Source organism: Enterobacter cloacae complex sp. 385G4, assembly GCF_057320665.1.
Genome location: NZ_JBXWDD010000001.1, coordinates 1,359,562 through 1,381,920, shown reverse-complemented (window position 1 = coordinate 1,381,920; position 22,359 = coordinate 1,359,562). Strand labels below are relative to the sequence as shown.

Here is a 22,359-nt window from a genome sequence, read left to right as displayed (position 1 = left end):
GTGGCGGCTTCGCCTTACCCGGCCTGGATTAACCAGCGGCTAGCTAGGCAATCCTGCACGCATCCGCTTCCCAGCGATATCCCACGCCGTACACCGCGCGAATAAACGACTGCTCGGCGTCCAGCGCCTCCAGCTTGCGGCGCAGGTTTTTGATGTGGCTGTCGATGGTGCGATCGGTCACCACGCGGTAATCGTCGTACAGGTGGTTCAGCAGCTGTTCGCGTGAGAAGACTTTTCCCGGCTCGTGGGAGAGGGTTTTCAGCAGGCGGAACTCCGCAGGGGTGAGGTCCAGCAGCTTGCTGCGCCAGCTCGCCTGGAAGCGGCTCTCATCCACAATCAGCGGGCTTTCGGCGTCCAGCATCTGAAGCTCGCGCTGCGGCCTGCAGCGGCGCAGAATGGTTTTCACGCGGGCCACTACCTCACGCGGGCTGTAGGGCTTGCAGATGTAGTCGTCCGCGCCAATTTCGAGCCCCAGCAGGCGGTCAATCTCTTCAATTTTGGCGGTAACCATCACGATAGGCACGTCGGAGAAGCGACGAATTTCCCGGCACAGGGTCAGGCCATCAACGCCAGGCAGCATTAAATCCAGCAGGATAAGATCCGGCGGAGTCTGGCGCACGTACGGCAGCACCTGGTCGCCGTGGCTGATCAGTGACGGGGCATAGCTGGCCGCGCGTAAATAGTCGATCAGCAGTTGTCCCAGCTTGGGTTCATCTTCGACGATCAAAATGCGCGGCGTGTTTTCGTCAATCGGTAACTCGGTCATACTTCTCTCGATAAATCCCGTTCCAGAGGTAACTCTACTGTAATGCTAACCCCGCCAAAAGGCGAATGGGCGGCGCGAATGGTGCCATTATGCGCCTCGACGATGTTAACGCAAATCGCCAGCCCCAGGCCGGAACCGCCGCTGGCGCGGTTGCGGGAGCCTTCGGTGCGGTAAAAGCGCTCGAACAATTTTTCCAGCTGCGCGTCCTGCACGCCGGGGGCGGAATCGGCGAAGGTGAGGGCGAAGCGTCCGTTGTCCTGCCTGCCGGAGATATGCAGCCCGCCACCGCTGTCGGTGTAGCGCAGGCTGTTCTCCAGCAGGTTGTTGAACAGCTGCATCAGCCGGTCTTTGTCCCCAAATACCACCGCGCTGTCCGGCAGGGAGAGGTCGATTTTCAGGTTGCGGCTGGCAAACCGTTCCCGGAAGGCGCCGCTGGCAACTTCGAGCACGTTAATCACATCGACGGGCGCCTTCTGGTAGGCCAGTGCGCCTTCGTCGGACATGGAAAGCTGGTGGAGATCGTCCACCAGCTTGGTGAGCGTGCCCACCTCCGCCTGCAGGGAGGCCACCGATTCGGGCGTAAACTGGCGCACGCCGTCCTGAATGGCCTCGAGCTCACCGCGCAGCACCGCCAGCGGGGTGCGCAGCTCGTGGGAAATATCGGCCATAAAGTCGCGGCGCATCTGCTGGTTTTTCTCAAGCGTGCTGGCGAGTTGGTTAAAGTCCTGCGCCAGCTTGCCCAGTTCGTCCTGGCTGCGGGTGTCGACGCGGGTGGTGAAATCCCCGGCGGCCAGCTTGTGCGTGCCTTCCACCAGCCGTTTCACCGGCGCGAGCAGACCGCGCGCCAGCGGGAAGGTGGCGAGCGCGGCGAGCAGGGTGGAGAGAGCGACGATCAGCCAGCTGGTCCGGCGCTGCTGGCGGTCAAAGTTGATATCGGTGTTGCGCGTCAGGCGCTCCACCGGTGAGGCGATAACCCAGCCGACGGTCGCGTTATTCACCTTAATCGCCCGGCGGGTGCCGTCCGGCGGTATCGGCGCGCGCGGCCCAACCAGCGTGCGCATATCCTGATCGATTACCCAGAACTGGGTGCGCCAGCCGTGCGGCGGCATGCCCGGCCCCGGGCGATCGTCACCGGTGTCGTGCTCGAGCGAGCGCAGGATCTGGAAAATAAAGCGGTCGTTATTGCGCAGAAAACGCCAGTTGCCGTGCTGGGCGTACTGTTCACTCAGCGCATCGCTTAAGCCCTGTAAACGCTGCTCGTTGCCATGCTTAATGTAATCAATAAAACCGCGCTCAAAGCTGATCCGCACCGCCCAGTGCATAGTGATCAGCAGGACGATACAGGTGGCGAAGATCGCCACGAAGAGCTTGCCGGTAATACCCGGACGCCAGAATTTCATGAGCCACTCCTTTTGCCGCGCCTAATCACGACGTTCTTGCTGGTATCATCCGGCACTCGGGCAAAGATGACGGCGGGCAGGGCGATAATCACCGCCATGCTGATATAGGTATATAGAAAGACCTGATGCGCCACCGGCGTGTCGACGCTGAGATGGTGCTGGCCGTACATGCCGAGCAGTAAACCCGCGATGGTCACGCCGACGCTCATGGAGAGCTGCATGATCATCGACAGGAGGCTGTTGCCGCTGCTCGCCAGATCGTCCGGCAGGTCTTTCAGCGTGAGGGTATTCATCGACGAGAAGCGCATGGAGTTGACCATCCCCTGGCAGAACAGCACCAGCGGCAGGATGTAGTACCAGCCCATCAGCGCCACGGTCATAAACAGCAGGCTGACCAGCGACAGCCCCAGCGTGGCGGCCACCAGCACGTGACGGTAGCCAAAGCGGTTCACCACCTGCACCACGATGCGCTTCATCCCCATGCTCCCGAGCACCATCGGGATCATCATCAGGCCCGCGTGGAACGGCGAAAACCCCATGCCAATTTGCAGAAACACGGGCGTCATAAACGGCAGCATGCCGCTGCCGATACGTCCGGCGAAGCTGCCGAACAGGCCAAGACGGTAGGTAGGGTTTTTAAACAGATTCAGGCTGAACAGCGCCTGGTCATTCCCGCGAGCGTGCCACCAATACCATCCAATGGCGGTAAGGCCGAGGGCAACCAGAACGCCCAGCGTCAGGGACGAAATGCCCAGCCCCTTTTGCCCGTCGAGCGCCAGGGTGAGCGTGGCCATGCCTGCCGCCAGCAGAATAAAGCCGAAGAAATCAAAACGTCGGGTCTGCATTTTGTAGTTCGGCATCAGCGTCAGGGTGGCGATGGCGCCGATGATGCCCACCGGCAGATTGATCAAGAAGATCCAGTGCCAGGAGGCGTACTCCACCAGCATCCCGCCCAGCGCCGGGCCCAGCAGCGGCCCCACCTGACCGGGCAGGGTGACGAAGGTCATGGCCGCCATGTACTGCTCGCGTGGCACAATCTTCATCACCGTTAACCGCCCGACGGGCACCATCATCGCCCCGCCGACGCCCTGCAGCACGCGCGCCGTCACCAGCTGATCGAGGGTGCTGGCCTGGGCGCAAAACAGCGAGCCAGCGGTAAACAGCACGATGGCGGTAAAGAAGATATTCCGCACGCCCACTTTGTCCGCCAGCCAGCCGCTGGCGGGCAGCATCACCGCAACCGTCAGCACGTAGGCGACAATTACCATATGCATATGCAGCGGGCTCTCCCCCAGGCTTTTCGCCATCGAGGGGAGGGCGGTGTTAACGATGGTCGTATCCAGCGACTGCATAAAGAAGCCGAAGGCGACTATCCACAATTGCCAGCGAACGTTGCTGGGAAGCTCAGTCATTTACCCGTTTACCGTTTCTCTGTTTTTACGCGAAAAGCGCAGCCGCAGGCGGTCGAAGAACAGATAGACCACCGGCGTGGTGTACAGCGTCAGCAGTTGGCTCATCACCAGGCCGCCGACGATGGTGATCCCCAGCGGCTGGCGCAGCTCTGAGCCGTCTCCGCCCGAGATAACCAGCGGCAGTGCGCCAAACAGCGCCGCCAGGGTGGTCATCATGATTGGACGAAAACGCAGCAGGCAGGCCTGGAAGATCGCCTCTTCCGGCGAGAGGTTGCCGTTGCGCTGGGCGTCCAGCGCAAAGTCCACCATCATGATGGCGTTTTTCTTTACGATGCCGATTAACAGCATAATTCCGATAAGCGCGATCAGGCTGAACGGCGCGCCAAACAGCTCCAGCGCAAGCAGCGCCCCCACGCCCGCCGACGGCAGCGTAGAGAGGATGGTCAGCGGGTGAACGTAGCTCTCATACAGGACGCCCAGCACAATATAGACCGTGGCAATGGCCGCCAGGATCAAAATCACCTGCGAGTTCATCGTCTCCTGGAACACCTGCGCGGTCCCGGCAAAGCTGCCGCGCACGGTGGACGGCACGCCAAGCTGCGTCATCGCGCGGTTGATCGCGTCGCTGGCCTCGGAAAGCGACGAACCGGCGGGCAGGTTAAAGGAGATGGTCGACGCCGCCGACAGCCCCTGATGGTTCACCGACAGCGGCGCGTTGGCTGGCCGCCAGCTGGCAAAGTAGGAGAGCGGAATCGCCTTGCCGTCGCTGTTAATCACAAACATTTTATCCAGCGCGCTGATGTCCTGGATGTAGCGCGGGTCGACCTCCATCACCACCTTATACTGGTTCATCGGCTGATAGATGGTGGAGATCTCCCGCTGGCCGAAGGCGTTATTTAGCAGGCTGTTGGCGGCTTCAACGTTGATGCCCAGCCGCGACATGGTTTCACGGTCGTAGGTCAGGGCCATCTCCGCGCCGTTGTCCTGCTGATCGGAGTTCACGTCCGCCAGTTCCGGCAGGGCGGCCAGCGCCTTACGGATCTTCGGCTCCCACTCGCGCAGGGCGGCTAAATCATCCGAGAGCAACGTGTACTGGTAGCTGGCGTTCGCCTGCCGCCCGCCGACGCGGATATCCTGAACGGCCATCAAAAACAGGTTTGCGCCCGGCTCTTTGGCGAGCTTCACACGCAGGCGGTCAATCACCTGCTGCGCCGTTTCGTTGCGCTCGCCGCGCGGCTTAAGGGTAATGAACATCATCCCGCTGTTAACGCGCGAGCCGCCGGTAAAGCCAGTGACGTTGTCTACAGCCGGATCCTCACGAATGATCTCCATAAAGTCCTGCAGCTTGCCGCGCATCGCCTGGAATGAAATGCTCTGGTCCGCCTGGATGCCGCCCATCAGCACGCCGGTGTCCTGCTCCGGGAAGAAGGTTTTAGGGATGGTGATGTACATCCAGACGTTGAGCCCAATGGTGGCGATCAGCACCAGGCCGACCAGCCGCGTATGGTTCAGCACCCACTTCAGCGATTTGCCGTAGCCTTCCTGCATCGCCATCAGAAAACGACCAAAGCCTTTGCGGCGCGGCTGCGAGTGAGGCTTGCTGCGCTTGAGCATCCAGCCGCACATCATCGGCGTCAGCGTCAGGGAAACCACCAGCGAAATCCCGATGGCGACCGAGAGCGTGACGGCAAACTCCCGCAGCAGCCTGCCCGGCAGCCCGCCCATCAGCAGCAGCGGCAGGAAGACCGCCACCAGCGACAGGCTCATGGAAAGTACCGTAAAGCCCACCTCGCGCGTGCCCTGCAGCGCGGCCTGCAGCGGTTTCACGCCCGCTTCAAGGTGGCGGGAAATATTCTCCAGTACCACGATGGCGTCATCCACTACGAAGCCCGTCGCAATCGTCAGGGCCATCAGCGACAGGTTGTTAAGGCTAAAGCCGCACAGGTACATGGCGGCAAATGTCCCAATCAGCGACACCGGCACGGCCACCGCCGGGATCAGCGTCGCGCGGCCGGAGCGCAGGAACAGGAACACCACCAGGATCACCAGCGCGACGGAGATAATCAGCGTTTGCTCCACCTCTTCAAGCGAGGCGCGGATGGTCGGGGAGCGATCCTGGGCAATCTGCAGATCGATTGCTGCCGGGATGGTCTCCTGCAGCTCCGGGAGGCGGGCGCGAATGCTGTTCACCGTCTCAATAATGTTCGCCTCCGGCAGCTTGCGGATCATCAGCAGGATGGCCGGTTTAGCGTTGGTCATCCCGGCGTTGCGCACGTCCTGCACCGAGTCGGTGACGCTGGCGACGTCGCTCAGGCGTACCGCCGCGCCGTTGTTGTAGTGAATAATCAGCGGCTGGTATTCCGCGGCGGTTTTTAGCTCGTCGTTGGTCTGGATCTGCCAGCGGTGGCTGCCGTCCTCAATCGCCCCCTGCGGTTTACGCACGTTGGCGCTGCTGATGGCGGAGCGCACGTCGTCCAGCGACACGCCCTGGTTGAACAGCGCCTGCGGGTTCAGGCCCACGCGCACGGCGGGCAGAGAACTGCCGCCAACGCTCACGTCACCCACGCCGTTGATTTGTGAAATCGTCTGCGCCAGCTGGGTCGACGCAAAATCGTACAGCTGCCCCTGAGAATAGGTGTCCGAGGTCAGCGTCAGGATCATGATTGGCGCGTCGGACGGATTGGCCTTGCGGTAGGTCGGACGGCTCGGCATCCCGCTCGGCAGAAGGCTTTGCGCGGCGTTAATGGCCGCCTGCACGTCACGGGCGGCACCGTTAATATCCCGGTCGAAGCTGAATTCCAGAATGATGCGCGTGCTGCCCAGCGAGCTGCTGGAGGTCATCTCGTTGACCCCCGCAATCCGCCCAAGAGAACGCTCCAGCGGCGTGGCAACGGACGAGGCCATGGTCTCCGGTGACGCACCCGGCAGCGAGGCGCTGACCATGATCACCGGGAAATCCACCTGCGGCAGGGGGGCTACTGGCAGCAGCCGGAAGCCCAGCACGCCGCACAGGGTAATGGCGACGGAGAGTAAAATCGTCGCCACCGGACGGTAAATGAAGAGGGCGAAAAACTTCACTTACGCCTCCTCTTCACGTTTCGGGAAACGGCTTTTGGTCCACAGCGCCAGGCGGTCAAACAGCAGATAGATCACCGGCGTGGTGAAGAGCGTCAGCACCTGACTCACCAGCAGGCCCCCGACCATACCGATACCCAGCGGGCGGCGCAGCTCCGCGCCGACGCCGGTGCTGAGCATCAGCGGCAGCGCGCCCAACAGGGCGGCCAGCGTGGTCATCAGGATCGGACGGAAACGCAGCAGGCAGGCCTGGAAGATGGCATCGCGCGGCGACATGCCCTGCTCGCGCTCGGCGGCCAGCGCAAAGTCGATCATCATGATGGCGTTTTTCTTCACGATCCCGATAAGCAGGATGATGCCGATGATGGCAATAACGTCCAGCTCGCTGCCCGCCAGCATCAATGCCAGCAGCGCCCCCACGCCCGCCGTTGGCAGGGTAGAGAGGATGGTGATTGGGTGGATAAAACTTTCGTACAGTACGCCAAGCACGATGTACATCGCCACGACCGCCGCGACGATCAGCCAGACGGTGTTGCCCAGCGCGGCCTGGAACGCCAGGGTGCTGCCCTGGAACTGGGTCTGAATGTCGGACGGGAAGCTGAGCGCTTTTTCAGCAGCCTGGATGGCTTCCACCGCCTCGCCCAGCGAGTAACCGTCCGGCACGTTGAAGGAAATGGTGGTGGACGGGAACTGATCCAGGTGGTTAATCGACAGCGGGGTATAGCGCTCCTCCACCGTGGCGATGGCGCTCAGCGGCACAATGCCGCCGTCTTTGCTGGTCAGGCGCACCGAGTCCAGGCCGGCCAGGCCGGGGGTGTGCTCGGTGTTGTGCTCCAGCACCACGCGGTACTGGTTCGCCTGGGTGTAGATGGTGGAGATCAGGCGCTGCCCGAAGGCGTTGTACAGGGCGTTGTCCACATCAGACATGGTGATGCCCAGACGGCTGGCGGTGTCGCGGTTAACGTTGACGTAGGCCGCCAGCCCCTTGTCCTGCCAGTCGCTGCTGACGTCGGCGAGCTGCGGCAGGGTGTTAAGTTTTTCAACCAGCTGCGGCACCCAGGTGCTGAGGGCGTCAAGCGACGTAGCCTGGAGCGTGAACTGATACTGCGTGCGGCTGACCTGGGTATCAATGGTCAAATCCTGAATCGGCTGCAGGTAAAGCTCAACGCCCGGCACGCGGGTCACGGCGCTTTGCAGGCGCTCGATGACGGCGTTCACGCGGTCGTCGCGCTCATCCAGCGGCTTGAGGTTGATCTGCAGACGCGCGCTGTTGAGCGACGGATTGGTGCCATCCACCCCCACGTAGGACGTCAGGCTCTCCACCGCCGGGTCTTTCATGATGATCTCAGACACCTGCTGCTGGCGCTGCGCCATGTTAGCGAAGGAGACCGACTGCGGAGCCTGAAGCGTGCCCTGAATAATGCCGTTGTCCTGGATGGGGAAGAAACCTTTCGGAATAAAAATCCACAGCATTACGCTGAGCGCCAGCGTGCCCAGCGCCACGCCAAGCGTTGCCCACGGATGGTTCAGCACTTTCGCCAGCACGCGACCGTAGGCGGCAATAATTCGCTCGAACATCCGCTCGGAGGCGCGGGAGAAGCGGTTTTGCTTGCGCAGGGATTCGTGGCTCAGCATGCGGGCACACATCATCGGCGTCAGGGTCAGCGACACCACGGCAGAGATCAAAATGGCGACCGCCAGCGTCACGGCAAACTCGCGGAACAGCCGCCCGACGATGTCGCCCATAAACAGTAGCGGGATCAGCACCGCAATCAGCGAGAAGGTCAGCGAGATAATGGTAAAGCCGATTTCCCCTGCGCCCTTCAGCGCGGCGGCCAGCGGCTTTTCACCTTTCTCGATATAGCGCGAGATGTTCTCGATAACGACGATGGCATCATCCACCACGAACCCGGTGGCGATGGTGAGCGCCATCAGCGTCAGGTTGTTAATCGAAAAGTCGAGGAACACCATCACCGCAAAGGTCCCGACCAGCGAGAGCGGCACGGCGACGGCGGGGATAATGGTTGCCGGAACGTTGCGCAGGAACAGGTAAATGATCATTACCACCAGCGCAATCGCCAGCATCAGCTCGAACTGGGTGTCGGTGACCGACGCACGAATGTTGGTGGTGCGGTCGGAAAGGACTTTTACGCTGACCGATTTCGGCAGGCTTTCAATCAGCTGCGGCAGCATGGTGCGGATGCTGTCGGCGGTTTCGATGATGTTGGCGCCCGGCTGGCGCTGCACGTTCATCACGATCGCCTGCTGCTTGTTCGCCCACGCGCCGAGCCAGCTGTTTTCCGCGCCTTGTTCCACGGTGGCGACATCGCCCAGGCGGATAGGCGCGCCGTTCTGGTAGGCCACAATCAGCTGACGGTATTCGTCGGCGGACTGCATCTGGTCGTTTGCCGAGAGGGTGACCGCACGGGTCGGGCCGTCCAGCGAGCCTTTCGCCGAGTTGACGTTGGCACTGCTGATGGCGGTGCGGATGGTTTCGCTGGTCAGCCCCAGCGCGGCAATCGCCTGTGCGTTAAGCTTCACGCGCACGGCCGGGCGCTGGCCGCCCGCCAGCGTGACGAGGCCGACGCCGGAGACCTGAGAAATCTTCTGCGCCACGCGAGTTTCGACCATGTCTTCGACCTGGGTCATCGGCATGGCGGAGGAGGTGACGGCCAGCGTCATGATCGGCGGATCCGCCGGGTTCACCTTGCTGTAGACCGGCGGGTTAGGCAGGTCCGACGGCAGCAGGTTGGTGGCGGCGTTGATGGCGGCCTGCACTTCCTGCTCGGCGACGTCCAGTGACAGCGTTAGCTGGAACTGCAGCGTCACGACGGATGCCCCGCCGGAACTCTGGGAGGACATCTGTTTTAACCCAGACATCTGGCCAAACTGGCGCTCCAGCGGGGCGGTAATGGCGGACGTCACCACGTCCGGGCTGGCGCCAGGATAGAGAGTGACAACCTGAATCGTTGGATAATCCACCTCCGGCAGCGCCGACACGGGCAGGAAGCGGTAGCCAATGATCCCGGCCAGCAGGATCGCCAACATCAACAGCGTGGTGGCGACAGGGCGGAGGATAAACAGGCGTGACGGCCCACCTGTAGAGCTCGGGGGCATAACCTGCATCAGGAGGTCGCTCCCTGTTTCGCAGGTTCAACCACCTCAACTTTCGCGCCTTCGGTGAGACGGTCGATGCCGTCGGTGACCACGCGGTCGCCGGCGGAAAGCCCGGCGCTGATGACCACCGTCTGGCTGTCCTGAATCCCGGTTTTCACCAGATGCTTGCTCACTTTATTGTCGCTGTTCAGCACCCAGACAAAGCTTCCTTCGTTACCCATCTGCAGCGCTGCGGTGGGGATCACTACCGCGTTCTCTTCGGTAGCGACCAGCATTCGCGCGTTGACGAACTGGTTCGGGAAGAGAGCATCGTCCTGGTTGTTAAAGCGCGCCTTCAGCTTGATGGTGCCGGTGGTGGTATCGATCTGGTTGTCCAGACTAAGCAGGGAACCCTCGCTCAGCTTCTGCTTGTTGGTGCGGTCCCAGGCTTCCACCACCAGGCCTTTGCCGGCTTTTTGCGCCTGCATGACGGTTGCGATATCGCTTTCCGGCAGGGTAAAGACTAAATCAATCGGGTGGGTCTGGGTGATCACCACGATGCCCGTGGTGTCGCCGCTGGAGATCTGGTTACCGATATCGACCTGCTTCAGGCCCACGCGTCCGTCAATCGGCGCGGTGATGCGGCTCCAGTCCAGCTGCAGCTGCGCGCTGGCGACGGCGGCCTCGTCGGCTTTGATGGTGCCCAGCGTTTCGCTGACCAGCGACTGCTGGGTGTCCAGCTCCTGACGAGAAACGAGGTTGGTTTTCACCAGCTGCTGGTAGCGCGCCAGATCGCGACGGGCGTTGGCGAGGGTGGCTTTGTCTTTCGCGAGCTGCCCCTGCGCCTGAGCGAGGGCGACTTTAAACTGGCTCGGGTCGATTTCCGCCAGCAGATCGCCCGCTTTGACCTGCTGACCTTCCTGGAAGTGGATTGCGATGAGCTGACCGTCAACGCGGCTGCGCACCGTGGCGGTGTTGGCGGCGGTGATGGTTCCGAGCCCCGTCAGATAACGCGGAACGGCTTTGCTCACCGCCGTCGCCGCCTGAACCGGTGCCAGCGCGCCGCCGCGCATGCCGTGACGGCCGCCGCCAGCCGGGCGCTGGGCCTGGCTGCTGGCGCCAGCGGGAGCGGCGGAGTTCGCAGATTGACTGTGCCAGTACCAGGCGGCGGCAAGGACCACCACAATGATGCCAGCGGCGATTGCCCAGCGGGATTTGTTACTGCCTTTCATCGTTATACGTTCTCATCCTGAATACTTCGGGGAATGATACTAGTTTAGTCAGCTAACACAGCGGAAAAATGGAGGAAATATGGAAGACTGTCAGGAATGGTCTGAGTGTGGCGATCGTTTTAGCCGGGTAAGGCGAAGCCGCCACCCGGCACAACCGCATTAGCTAAACATCACCTGCGCCCAGCGCGCCAGCCCTGCGGTAACGGAGCCAAAGTCATCCCCACCGGCAATCGGAATGCCCGGCAGCTGTTCCGCCAGCGCTTTCTTGATCAGCGGCGAACGGGCGCTACCGCCGGTCAGGTAGATCACATCCGGCTTCTCTTTGCCGTTCTCCAGCGCCAGCTGGACTTGCTCCAGAATGCGCTGCAGCGGCTGGGCAAGCGCCGTTTCCAGCCCCTCCTGTGAAATCGCCGTGGCCAGATCCTCGCTGATAAACGGCAAGGAGACCGCATGTTCAGGACGGTCGGAAAGGGCGATTTTGCACTCCTCCGCAGTTCGCACCACGCGGTAGCTCAGGCGCTGACGCCACACTTTATAGAGCAGGGCGACCTTCTCGGCATCCTGCGCGTCGCGCACCAGGTCGTTGAGGAAGCGCCCGTTCGCGGTGCTGTAAAAATCACTCTGCGCCGGAACATCGTTGATGGCAATCGCGTTCCACCACGGCAGGATCGGCAGGGCAATGCCTTTTTCCGTTTGCCCGCCCATGCCCAGCAGCGGCATCAGGCTCTTAAAGGCCAGGGCGATATCCAGATCGTTGCCGCCTACGCGGCAGCCGCTGTGCCCGAGCAGGCTGTTTTCGCGGTCACGACGGTGATGCCACTGCGGCCCCATCAGCAGCAGCGAGCAGTCCGTTGTACCGCCCCCGATGTCGACGACCAGCACGCGCTTCTCTTCCGTCAGCGTGGCTTCAAAATCCAGCCCCGCCGCAACCGGCTCGTACTGAAACACCACGTCGCGGAATCCCGCCCGGTGCGCCGCACGTTCAAGGATCCCCTGCGCCTGCTGGTTGGCTTCGTCACCGCCCAGCCCCTGGAAGTTGATCGGGCGGCCAATCACCGCCTGGGTGATAGTATCCGGCACCTGCGACTGCGCCTGATTGCGGATATGCAACATCATGGCGCACACCAGATCTTCAAACATCGCCACCTGCTGCGGCTTCAGGCCGCTCGCGCCGAGGAAGGACTTTGGCGATTTAACGAAGTAGACCTCTTCCGGGTCTTCAATGTAATGCCCGAGCGAGGAGAGGCCAAACTGCACGCTGGAAGGGGTAACGTCGATGTCTTCCTCGCGGTTAAAGCTGACCGCCCGACGCAGCAGCGCCTGGGTCTCCGCCGCGGTGGCCGGAACCTGATGATGGCGAAACAGCCACTCGCTCACCGCTTCGCGCGTCGGCGCGCAGAGCATTGATGGCAGCAGCGTGCTCTCTTTTTCCATTTTCAGAAGCTGCGGTTGGCCGTTTTGCATGATCGCAACCGAGCAGTTTGCCGTACCGTAGTCAAATCCAATAAACACGATTAATCCCCATGCCGGTGAGAAGGGGCGAGACTTTAACGAAATGTCTGCATCGCGACAACAGGAATATGAAAGCAAGGCAAAACAAGGTCTTTCCGTTTATGCTGATAAAAATAAAAAAGGAGCAGCGATGTATACCCTGACGTGGCAACCCCCTTACGACTGGCAGTGGATGTTTGGCTTTCTCGGCGCGCGTGCGGTGACGGGCATTGAAATCGTCACGAGCGACTACTACGAGCGCAGCGTTGCCTGCGACGGCCATCAGGGGATATTTCGCGTGACGCCGGATATCGCTACCCATACGCTGACCGTGACGCTCAGCCCGGGGTTGGTTCCGGTTGCGCAGACGTGTCTTGAACGCATCGCGCGCCTGTTCGATCTCGCCTGTAACCCGCAGCACATCGCGGATACGCTGGGGGATCTTGGCGCTGCCCGCCCTGGCTTGCGTCTGCCGGGGGCGATGGATGCGTACGAGCAGGGCGTCCGGGCCATTCTCGGGCAGTTGGTCAGCGTGGCGATGGCGGCGAAACTGGCTTCCCGCGTTGTCGCCCTGTGCGGTGAGCCGGTGAAGGATGCACCGGGTTATGTCTGCTTTCCCTCCCCGCAAGCGCTGGCCGCTGCCGATCCGCTGGCGCTCAAGGCGCTCGGGATGCCGGTAAAACGCGCGGAGGCGCTGATTCATCTGGCGCAGTCGGTTGTTGACGGGACGTTTCCGCTGACGCCGCCCGAGGACGTTGAGGCGGGCATGAAGGCGCTACAGCAGCGGCCGGGCATCGGGCGCTGGACGGCAAATTACCTGGCCCTGAGAGGCTGGCAGGCGAAAGATGTGTTCCTGCCGGATGATTATCTGATTAAGCAACGCTTCGCCGGGATGACCCCCGCGCAGATCCGTCGTTACGCCGAGCGCTGGCAGCCGTGGCGCTCCTACGCGCTGCTGCACATCTGGTATACCGACGGCTGGACGCCATCAGTTGATGGCGAAATAACTGGTGTTGAGCAGTAGATCCAGCGGCTGCGGCTCGGCGATGGTGTCGCCATAGATAAAATCAATGCCGATGCCGGAAAGCGTATCCATCATGATGGGCTGGTTGCAGGGGCCCGCGATGGTTTTCATCCCCAGACGCTGGGCGTGGCCCTGAACGATGGTCACCATCATCTCATCCATCAGATTGCCATACACGTTGCTCACCACCTCGGCGTCCAGCATCAGATAATCGGCCATGTTCGGGCTCAGGTGGCTGAAGACGTTCATGTCGCGCCCTATCTGGCTTAAGATCACCCGGCAGCCCGCCTGGCGAAGCTTTTGCAGCCCTCGCTGCAGGTTCTCATCCGGGCTACACACCACGTCGCTCGCGATAACCAGATGCAGCAGACGGCCCGGCATGTGGCTGTTATCGAGCAGGTCGAGGAGTTCATCGACCAGCGTTACGCTGGCTAAACCGGCGGCGGAAAGCGGCAGTGCTACCCCCATCCCTTTACGGGCGACCTGTGCGGCAGAGGTGCGGAAAAACTCACCAAAGATACGTCTGTCGAGGGCGTGCAGCAGTTCGGGCTCCGCCAGACCAGAACGGAAGGCGCGCTCCTCCTGGACTTCACCCTGGCTGGTCCACAGGCGTAGCGAAATCAGCCAGAAGTTACAGCTTTCCGGTATGCGCGGGGAGGCGACGCTGCGGGCTATCATCATCAGATGATTGTCTTTGATCATATGCCACTGTTCGTCCAGCGACATCATGCTGCGCGCGCTCCGATCCCGCTCCTGCTGCGCTTCGTACACCGTCACGATGCCGCGGCCGCTGTTTTTCGAGGCATAACAGGCAATATCCGCCTGCGACATCACTTCTGACGCCTGGTTATTATGCTCATCAATCAGGGTGATCCCTGCGCTGGCGCCTATCCGGTGCAGGCGACCTTCCCACATAAAGTGATAGTCATTGATGGTATGGATCAAACGCCCGGTGATATAGCGCGCGCTCTCAATATTGCAGTCCGGCAGCAGCAGCCCAAACTCGTCGCCGCCCAGGCGCGCCAGCACGTCGCTGGAGCGAAGCATGGTTAACATCATGGAAGAGAGTTCCCGCAGCAGGGCATCTCCCGCCGCATGGCCTGCGCTATCATTGACGGCTTTGAAGCGGTCCAGATCGATAAAGACCAGCGCATGACGCTGACGCGTCTCGCGAACGGTTTGCAGAAGCCGTTTGAGATGGTTTTCGAAGCTGACCCGATTTGCCAGGTGGGTGAGGGCATCGTGCGACGCACTGTAGCTTAGCTGACGCAGCATTTTGCGCGACTCGGTGACATCCTGAATAACGATCACCGAGCCAATACTGTGCCCATCAAGGGTACTGAGTGGCGTAATGCTGTAGTGGATATCAAACGATCCGCCGGTGCGGCAGTTCAGCACTACATCCTGGTCGATATCGGAGCGTGACATATCGCCGCTGTGAATATTCTCCATCAGCTGGCCCCGTTCCCCAAAGGTGATGTGTAACACCTTCAGGATCGGCTGGCCGATGGCCTCGGTCTGCAGCCAGCCGCTCATCTTCTCGGCGACCGGGTTCATAAAGGTGACGTTCATGTCGATATCGGTACAGAGCACCGCTTCGCCGATGGAGTCGAGCGTGATGTGCAGACGCTCTTTTTCCTGAAACAGCGCTTCGTTAAGCTCCTTCACCTCGGTCATGTCCATATTGATGCCGAGCAAACGTTCGACTTCACCCTCTTTATTCAGCACCCGGTTGGCCAGGGATCGTATATGGCGCACGCCTTCCTTCACGCGGATACGGAATTCAAGCTTAAACGGCAGACGCGAAACCAGTGAATCCCGCAGCACCTGCTCCGCATGGGCGCGATCCTCCGGCAATATTCTTTCGTGCCAGAGCTGCCAGGTGGGCTTAATGTGCGGCGGAATTTCATACAGCTCAAACATCCGCTTATCCCAGCTGATGATGTCTGGCTCCAGATCCCACTCCCAGATACCGATGCCGCCCGCTTCGTTGGCCAGCGTAATGCGCTCCATCAGGCGCTTATTGACCCACTCGGTCTGCTTCAGGTCGTTAATGTCTTCAATCTGGGCGATGAAATAGAGCGGCGAGCCATCGGCATGGCGCACGACGGAGACGGCCAAAAGCGCCCAGACGACCTCTCCGTTGCGCGTGTAATAGCGCTTTTCAAGGGTGTAAGTGTTGATCTCGCCGTTGACCAGCTGTTCCAGCTGTTCCAGGTCGGTATGCAAATCTTCCGGCCAGGTGAGCTGCTGGAAGGTGAGCGACTGTAGCTCTGTCTGGCTGTAACCGAGGAAATTGCACAGCGCCTTGTTGGCCTGAAGCCACTGGCCCTCCATGCTGACTAACGCCATACCGATGGCGGAATACTCCATTGCATTACGAAAGCGCTCTTCGCTCTCGGTGATGTGTTTGCGTTCGGCACGGAAGGCATACATCACCATGGTCATCACGTTAGCGGGGAGGAGTAGCATCAGGAACGGCAGCCACGGCGCGTTCATCATCGGCCCGGCATGTTGGGTGGTCAGCGCCGAAGGGTTATGGGCAATCATCAGTGAAACGACCATCACGGTAACCAGAAACACCATGAACGCTTCCATCCGCGGCAAGCGCACGGCGCTCCACATCAGCAGGACAATCACGCAGGTAAAGGGCCACGGCAGCCAGGTGATGGATGCCCAACTGAGGGCCAGCGTTACGGCCATGGTAACCAGGGTTTCCAGCAGCAATCTCGGGTCACGGTGGCGGAGCAGGTAATGGGATTTAAACAGCAGCCCCAGCGGCACCAGCGCCAGCGCGCCAATGGATTCAGATAGCACCCAGACGATGAAATTACGCAGCGGCTCAGGGCCGGGGATCAGAAGCGTCATCAGAATACCGCCCACCAGCGGCGGCACCAGCGCGCTGCCTATTGCCAGGCGGATCCAGTCGTTTAGATTTTGCAGCGGGTTGTACCACGGAAGCAGCTTGCGCAGTAACACGGCACCGATGATGGCCTCAATAACGTTTATTGCGGTGTAGGTGGGGTTTATTGACGCCCAGGAGAACGCCATCCACGAGGCCAGAATATTGCCAAATGAACAGGCCAGGGCTATCCCGGGCCACATTTTTCCTGCATGGCGGTAAAACGCCACCATCATAATGGCGGTAGGAAACCAGAGTGGCGCCAGCAGGGTACCGAAGCGGGTAAGCTCCAGCGAAAATAAGGTAAAGATAAAGGTGACCAGGCCCAGACAGACAAGTCGTAATAAAGGATGTGGGGTGGTAACCAAAACCCGCTGGTATTGTTTATTCATTACCGCTTTATCCAGAGACGCCATGCCGTCAGGAGAGAAGTGCGCACGAGTGAATTTGATAAGTTGGTTTATGCTAGTACAAACAATTTACAATTCATATGGCGACTGCTCATAATTTGACATCATAGACTTATTAAATAGTTACTCGCTAAAAAATCCCTGTTAAACGCTGAAAAAACGGTCATTAAAATTTCTCTCAGGGAGCAATGCGCCACTTTTCAGCCCGTCTCGCAGAACCTGCGCATTCGACTGGTATCACGCCCGCGAAATCCCTATAATTGCCGCGTTTGACGCTCCGGCGTCGTCCTTCCTTTACATCCAGGTTATTCAGGTCGCTAAATTTATGACTGATAAGTCTCATCAGTGCGTCATTATAGGCATCGCCGGCGCATCGGCTTCAGGTAAAAGTCTAATTGCCAGTACGCTTTATCGCGAACTGCGTGAACAGGTAGGTGATGAGCATATCGGCGTCATTCCCGAAGACAGCTACTACAAAGATCAATCCCATCTGTCGATGGAAGAACGTGTAAAAACCAACTACGACCACCCGAATGCGATGGATCACAGTTTACTGTTCCAGCATTTAGAAGCGCTTAAGAGCGGCCAGGCGATCGAACTGCCCGTTTACAGTTACGTAGAACACACCCGTACCCAGGAAACGATCCGCATCGAGCCGAAGAAGGTCATTATCCTTGAAGGCATCCTGCTCCTGACCGATGCCCGCCTGCGTGAATCCATGAACTTCTCCATCTTCGTCGATACCCCGCTGGATATCTGCCTGATGCGCCGCATCAAGCGTGACGTTAACGAGCGCGGCCGTTCTATGGACTCCGTCATGGCGCAATACCAGAAAACGGTCCGTCCGATGTTCCTGCAGTTTATTGAACCATCCAAACAATACGCTGATATCATCGTGCCTCGCGGGGGCAAAAACCGCATTGCTATTGATATCTTAAAAGCGAAAATCAGCCAGTTTTTTGAATAAGCCGCGCGAATTGTGTACCGTTCAGAGATAACCTGGTTTTACCCTGAGCGTTCAACGGCTCAGGGTACGATGCATGAAAGGAGAAAGCACCATGCGTCTTTGCGATCGTGATATTGAAGCCTGGCTGGATGAAGGCCGCTTGTCTATTACCCCACGTCCCCCCGTGGAGCGCATCAATGGGGTGACCGTTGATGTACGGTTGGGGAATAAATTCCGCACCTTTAGCGGCCATACTGCGCCGTTCATCGACCTCAGCGGGCCGAAGGATGAAGTCAGCGCCGCGCTCGATCGCGTCATGAGTGATGAAATCATCATTGACGAAGGCGAAGCTTTTTATCTGCACCCGGGTGAACTGGCGCTGGCGGTGACGTATGAATCCGTGACCCTGCCTGCGGATCTCGTCGGCTGGCTTGATGGCCGTTCTTCTCTGGCCCGCCTGGGGCTGATGGTTCACGTGACCGCGCACCGTATCGACCCAGGCTGGTCCGGCCGTATCGTGCTGGAGTTCTTCAACGCCGGTAAACTGCCGCTGGCGCTGCGCCCCGGAATGATGATCGGCGCGTTAAGCTTTGAACCGCTGACAGGCCCGGCAGACAGGCCTTATAACCGCCGCCAGGACGCAAAATACCGCGACCAGCAGGGTGCGGTTGCCAGCCGTATTGATAAAGACTGATCGTTAGTCCATTGAGGATGCCATGAGAAGAGTTCTGACAACGCTGATGATTTTGCTGGTAGTGCTGGTTGCTGGCCTTTCGGCGTTGGTTCTGCTGGTTAACCCGAATGATTTCCGCGCTTACATGGTGCGGCAGGTCGAGGCACGCAGTGGTTACCAACTGAAGCTTGACGGGCCGCTGCGCTGGCACGTCTGGCCGCAGCTCAGCATTCTCTCTGGCCGCATGTCGTTAACCGCGCCGGGCGCGGCACAGCCGCTGGTCTCTGCGGACAACATGCGTCTCGATGTGGCGCTGATCCCGCTCATCTCCCATCAGCTGCAGGTTAATCAGGTGATGCTGAAGGGCGCGGTCATTCAGCTTACCCCGCAGACCGAAGCCGTGCGCGACGCGAATGCGCCGGTTGCGCCGCGCGAGAATACCTTACCGGATGAACCGTCCGATACGGGCTGGTCCTTTGATATAGGCAAACTGAAAGTGGCCGATAGCGTGCTGGTGTTCCAGCATGAGGATCAGGAGCAGGTCACCGTTCGCAACATCAACCTGCAGATGGAACAGGATGAACACCATCTTGCGTCGCTGGAATTTAGCGGACGGGTAAACCGCGACCAGCGCGATCTGTCCCTTTCGTTCAATGCAAACGTGAATGCGTCGGACTACCCGCATCAGCTGACGGCCGACATCCAGCAGCTTAGCTGGCAGCTGACGGGAGCGGATCTCCCTACCCAGGGGATCGCCGGGCAGGGGACGCTGCAGGCCGTATGGCGCGAAGAGCAAAAACAGCTGGCGCTGGAAAACCTTAATCTGCAGGCCAACGACAGCAGCCTGAAAGGGCAGGCGAGCGTCACGCTCGACGATAAGCCGAAGTGGGTGCTGAACCTGCAGTTTGACAAGCTCAACCTGGAGAACATCCTGCCACCGGTGCCGGCAAGCGCAACGGACAGCGATGCCGTGCAGACGGGGCAAAGCCAGTCACCGGTGTCGCGTCCGGTTATCTCATCCAACCTTGAACAGCCTGACTATAACGTGCTGCGCGGCTTCACGGCGGATATTCTGCTGAAAGCCAACAGCGTGCGCTGGCGCGGTATTGATTTTACCGACGTGAGCGGCCAGATGTTCAACCACAACGGGTTGCTGGTAATTTCAGAACTGAGCGGCAAAATGGGGGCGGGTCACCTGTCACTTCCGGGTACGCTGGACGTGCGTAAGGACGTTGCCAGCGCTGAATTCCAGCCGCGTCTCGACAACGTTGAGATTGGCAGCATCCTCAAAGCCTTTAACTATCCGATATCCCTGACGGGTCAGCTGACGCTGGCGGGCGATTTCTCAGGCACCAAAATTGATGCCAACGCCTTCCGCCGTGAGTGGCAGGGCGAGGCGCATGTTGACCTGAAAGATTCGCGAATGGAAGGGCTCAACTTCCAGCAGCTGGTTCAGCAGGCGGTGGAGCGCAGCAGCGATGTTAAAGCCCAGGAAAACTACGACAGCGCAACTCGCCTCGACAGCTTCACCACTGACCTGACGCTGGATAACGGGGTGCTGACGCTGGCCGGGATGCAGGGAACTTCATCTATGCTGTCCTTAACCGGAGAAGGCTCGCTGGATCTGGTCAAAGAGACGGCGGACACGCGCTTTAACGTCCGGGTGCTTTCCGGCTGGCAGGGCGAAAGCAAGCTGATTGACTTCCTCAAAGAGACGCCGGTTCCGCTTAGCGTATACGGCAAATGGCAGGCGCTGAACTACAGCCTTCAGGTAGATCAGATCCTGCGTAAGCATCTGCAGGATGAAGCGAAGCGTCGGCTCAACAGCTGGGCGGATCGTAATAAAGATTCCCAGAACGGCAAGGATGTGAAGAAGCTTCTGGATAAGCTTTGACGGCGGTGTGGCCTGATGGCCTCACCCAGACCCTCTCCCACGGGAGAGGGGCAAACACTAAAACGGCAACGGGGTTGCCGTTTTGGTTTACCTAGACCTCAAAATCCAGCTCTTCCTCATCCCGCAGTGGAATAAGCTGCACTTTCTGCACGCGATGGTTTTCAATCTGCAGGGTTTTAAGCAGATAGTCGCCCACCTGAACCTCTTCTCCCGGCTGCGGGATGCGCTGCAAATACTCCATCAGCAGACCGGCAATGGTGTGGTATTCCCGTTTTTCATCCAGCGGTAGCGGCACGTACTGCACAAGGTCTTCCAGCGGCATGTGGCCGTTGGCCGTCCACGAGCCGTCAGCGTTTTTCTGAATGTCGTGGCGGGCATCAATCTCATCCACCTCGTTTGGCAGATTACCGGCGATGGTTTCCATTACGTCGCTGAGCGTGACCAGCCCTTCCACCGAACCAAATTCATCCACCACAAACGCGAAATGGGTGCGCGCGTTGCGGAACTGCTCCAGCGCGGAGAGCAGCGGAAGCGCTTCCGGGAAGACCAGTGGCTGGCGTACCAGCGCGCGCAGGTTGAGCGGCTCGCCGTGCAGCTGCTGCTGGAGCAGGTCAATCACGTGTACCACCCCCAGCAGCTCCTCTTCCTCTTCACCGCCGGTGACCACCAGCCGGGTGTGCTGGTTTTTATCCAGCAGGGCGCGGATCTGCTCTTCTGGTGCCGTGAGGTCAATATGCTCAATGTCATGCCGGGAGGTCATGATGCTGCTGACCGTGCGCTGATTCAGGTTGAGCACGCGCTCGATCATCAGCCGCTCCTGCGTGTTAAAGATTTGCCCGTCGCTGTGATCGGCCAGCAGGGCAGAGGATTCGGCGTCCAGCTCGGCATCCTCTTTTCTGCCGCTCAACAGGCGCATCACGGTGTCGGCCGTGCGCTGGCGCAGGGTCTGATTCGCGGAGAGAAACCGGCGGCGGTTAAATATCGCCAGCTGGTTGAGCGCTTCAATCATGACGGAGAAGCCAATGGCGGCGTACAGGTAGCCTTTCGGAATGTGGAAGCCGAAACCGTCGGCAACCAGGCTAAAGCCAATCATCAGAAGGAAGCTGAGGCAGAGGATCACGATTGTCGGGTGGCTGTTCACAAAGCGGGTCAGTGCTTTGCTCGCCATCACCATCAGCGTGATGGCGATGATTACCGCGGCCATCATGACGGCGAGATGGTCCACCATCCCGACGGCGGTAATCACCGAATCCAGGGAGAAGACCGCATCGAGCACCACAATTTGCGCCACCACCGGCCAGAATCTCGCCCCGCGTCGCTGGGTCGGGTTCTCGCTGTCCTTGCCTTCGAGCCGCTCGTTAAGCTCCACCGTGGCTTTGAACAGCAGGAACAGCCCGCCGAAGAGCATGATCAGGTCGCGCGCGCTAAAGCTCAGGCCGCGAACGGAGAACAGAGGCTGAGTGAGCGTGACCATCCAGGAGATAGAGGCCAGCAGCAGTAAACGCATCACCATCGCCAGCAGCAGACCCGTCACGCGCGCGCGGTCGCGCTGGGAAGGGGGCAGTTTTTCAGCGAGGATGGCGATAAACACCAGATTATCAATACCGAGCACTAATTCGATGACGACCAACGTCACCAGCCCGGCCCAGATTGATGGATCGGCAATCCATTCCATAGTAATAGCAATACCTTCTGTTATATGACGAATGTCACACTTCGATCATGGATAAAGCTGGGGGAAAATGCAATGTCGGGCTGAGATTTCTCTTAATACGATGCGTAAAAAAGAGAGCAGTCTCAGATGAGTGTAAATAAGCAAAATACGTATATTTTATTATTTTGAGTGCTTTTTAGGATATATCGCAGATAATGGTTTTTACTCTCTTTTTGTCAATATAAAGAAAATCCTAAAAGGTCAAAACTTTGCTCTTAATATTAATCTTAAAAACAGATATTAGGACAGTTGTCTCCTTGCCTGCTATTAGGTTAGCTGCAACAATTCTCCCAGCATCAAATGTTAAATCTTGTTGTTGCTATT

General features: G+C 59.4%; 13 protein-coding genes. 4 read left to right on the top strand and 9 right to left on the bottom strand.

Annotated features, from left to right (window positions below; genetic code table 11):
- Positions 1-43: 43 nt before the first annotated feature.
- From baeR to yegD, 7 genes are all read right to left on the bottom strand, one after another.
- The gene (gene baeR, locus AC2FAJ_RS06785) at positions 44-766 is read right to left on the bottom strand and encodes an envelope stress response regulator BaeR (RefSeq protein ID WP_047363139.1); all 723 of its coding nucleotides are present in this window, start codon (positions 764-766) and stop codon (positions 44-46) included.
- Entirely contained in the window at positions 763-2,166 is a 1,404-nt protein-coding gene (baeS, locus tag AC2FAJ_RS06780) for an envelope stress sensor histidine kinase BaeS (protein WP_041909090.1), read from the bottom strand. The genes baeR and baeS overlap by 4 nt, the downstream gene beginning before the upstream one ends.
- A complete protein-coding gene (gene mdtD, locus AC2FAJ_RS06775; RefSeq protein ID WP_485453953.1) occupies positions 2,163-3,578 on the bottom strand; it encodes a multidrug transporter subunit MdtD in 1,416 nt (471 codons plus the stop codon). Before mdtD ends, baeS begins: the two co-directional genes overlap by 4 nt.
- Positions 3,579-6,656, bottom strand: a complete 3,078-nt coding sequence (gene mdtC / locus AC2FAJ_RS06770) for a multidrug efflux RND transporter permease subunit MdtC (RefSeq protein WP_485453952.1) — start codon at positions 6,654-6,656, stop codon at positions 3,579-3,581.
- Entirely contained in the window at positions 6,657-9,779 is a 3,123-nt protein-coding gene (locus AC2FAJ_RS06765; protein WP_485453951.1) for an MdtB/MuxB family multidrug efflux RND transporter permease subunit, read from the bottom strand.
- Positions 9,779-10,981, bottom strand: coding sequence for an MdtA/MuxA family multidrug efflux RND transporter periplasmic adaptor subunit (locus AC2FAJ_RS06760; protein ID WP_485453950.1), 1,203 nt, complete (start codon positions 10,979-10,981; stop codon positions 9,779-9,781). Before AC2FAJ_RS06760 ends, AC2FAJ_RS06765 begins: the two co-directional genes overlap by 1 nt.
- 159 nt (positions 10,982-11,140) lie before the next feature.
- Positions 11,141-12,493 carry a molecular chaperone gene (gene yegD, locus AC2FAJ_RS06755; RefSeq protein WP_041909098.1) on the bottom strand — a complete coding sequence of 451 codons (1,353 nt, stop codon included), beginning with the start codon at positions 12,491-12,493 and terminating at the stop codon, positions 11,141-11,143.
- Between the two features lie 130 nt (positions 12,494-12,623).
- Here yegD and alkA point away from each other — a divergent pair, with 130 nt between their 5' ends.
- Positions 12,624-13,496, top strand: a complete 873-nt coding sequence (alkA, locus tag AC2FAJ_RS06750) for a DNA-3-methyladenine glycosylase 2 (RefSeq protein ID WP_485453949.1) — start codon at positions 12,624-12,626, stop codon at positions 13,494-13,496.
- Here the strand turns inward: alkA and AC2FAJ_RS06745 are convergent.
- The gene (locus AC2FAJ_RS06745; RefSeq protein ID WP_485453948.1) at positions 13,461-16,790 is read right to left on the bottom strand and encodes a diguanylate cyclase; all 3,330 of its coding nucleotides are present in this window, start codon (positions 16,788-16,790) and stop codon (positions 13,461-13,463) included. The genes alkA and AC2FAJ_RS06745 overlap by 36 nt on opposite strands.
- Positions 16,791-17,133: 343 nt before the next feature.
- Between AC2FAJ_RS06745 and udk the strand changes: the two genes are divergently transcribed.
- From udk to asmA, 3 genes are all read left to right on the top strand, one after another.
- Positions 17,134-17,775, top strand: a complete 642-nt coding sequence (udk, locus tag AC2FAJ_RS06740; RefSeq protein ID WP_008500855.1) for a uridine kinase — start codon at positions 17,134-17,136, stop codon at positions 17,773-17,775.
- A gap of 91 nt (positions 17,776-17,866) precedes the next feature.
- The gene (gene dcd, locus AC2FAJ_RS06735) at positions 17,867-18,448 is read left to right on the top strand and encodes a dCTP deaminase (RefSeq protein WP_028013805.1); all 582 of its coding nucleotides are present in this window, start codon (positions 17,867-17,869) and stop codon (positions 18,446-18,448) included.
- A 22-nt stretch (positions 18,449-18,470) separates the two neighbouring features.
- Complete coding sequence (gene asmA, locus AC2FAJ_RS06730; protein ID WP_041909104.1) at positions 18,471-20,321, top strand: outer membrane assembly protein AsmA; 1,851 nt, start codon at positions 18,471-18,473, stop codon at positions 20,319-20,321.
- A gap of 91 nt (positions 20,322-20,412) precedes the next feature.
- On the opposite strand, the gene AC2FAJ_RS06725 is transcribed toward asmA, so the two are convergent.
- Positions 20,413-21,996: a TerC family protein gene (locus tag AC2FAJ_RS06725; protein ID WP_041909106.1), complete on the bottom strand. Its 1,584-nt coding sequence runs from the start codon at positions 21,994-21,996 to the stop codon at positions 20,413-20,415.
- Positions 21,997-22,359: the final 363 nt, after the last annotated feature.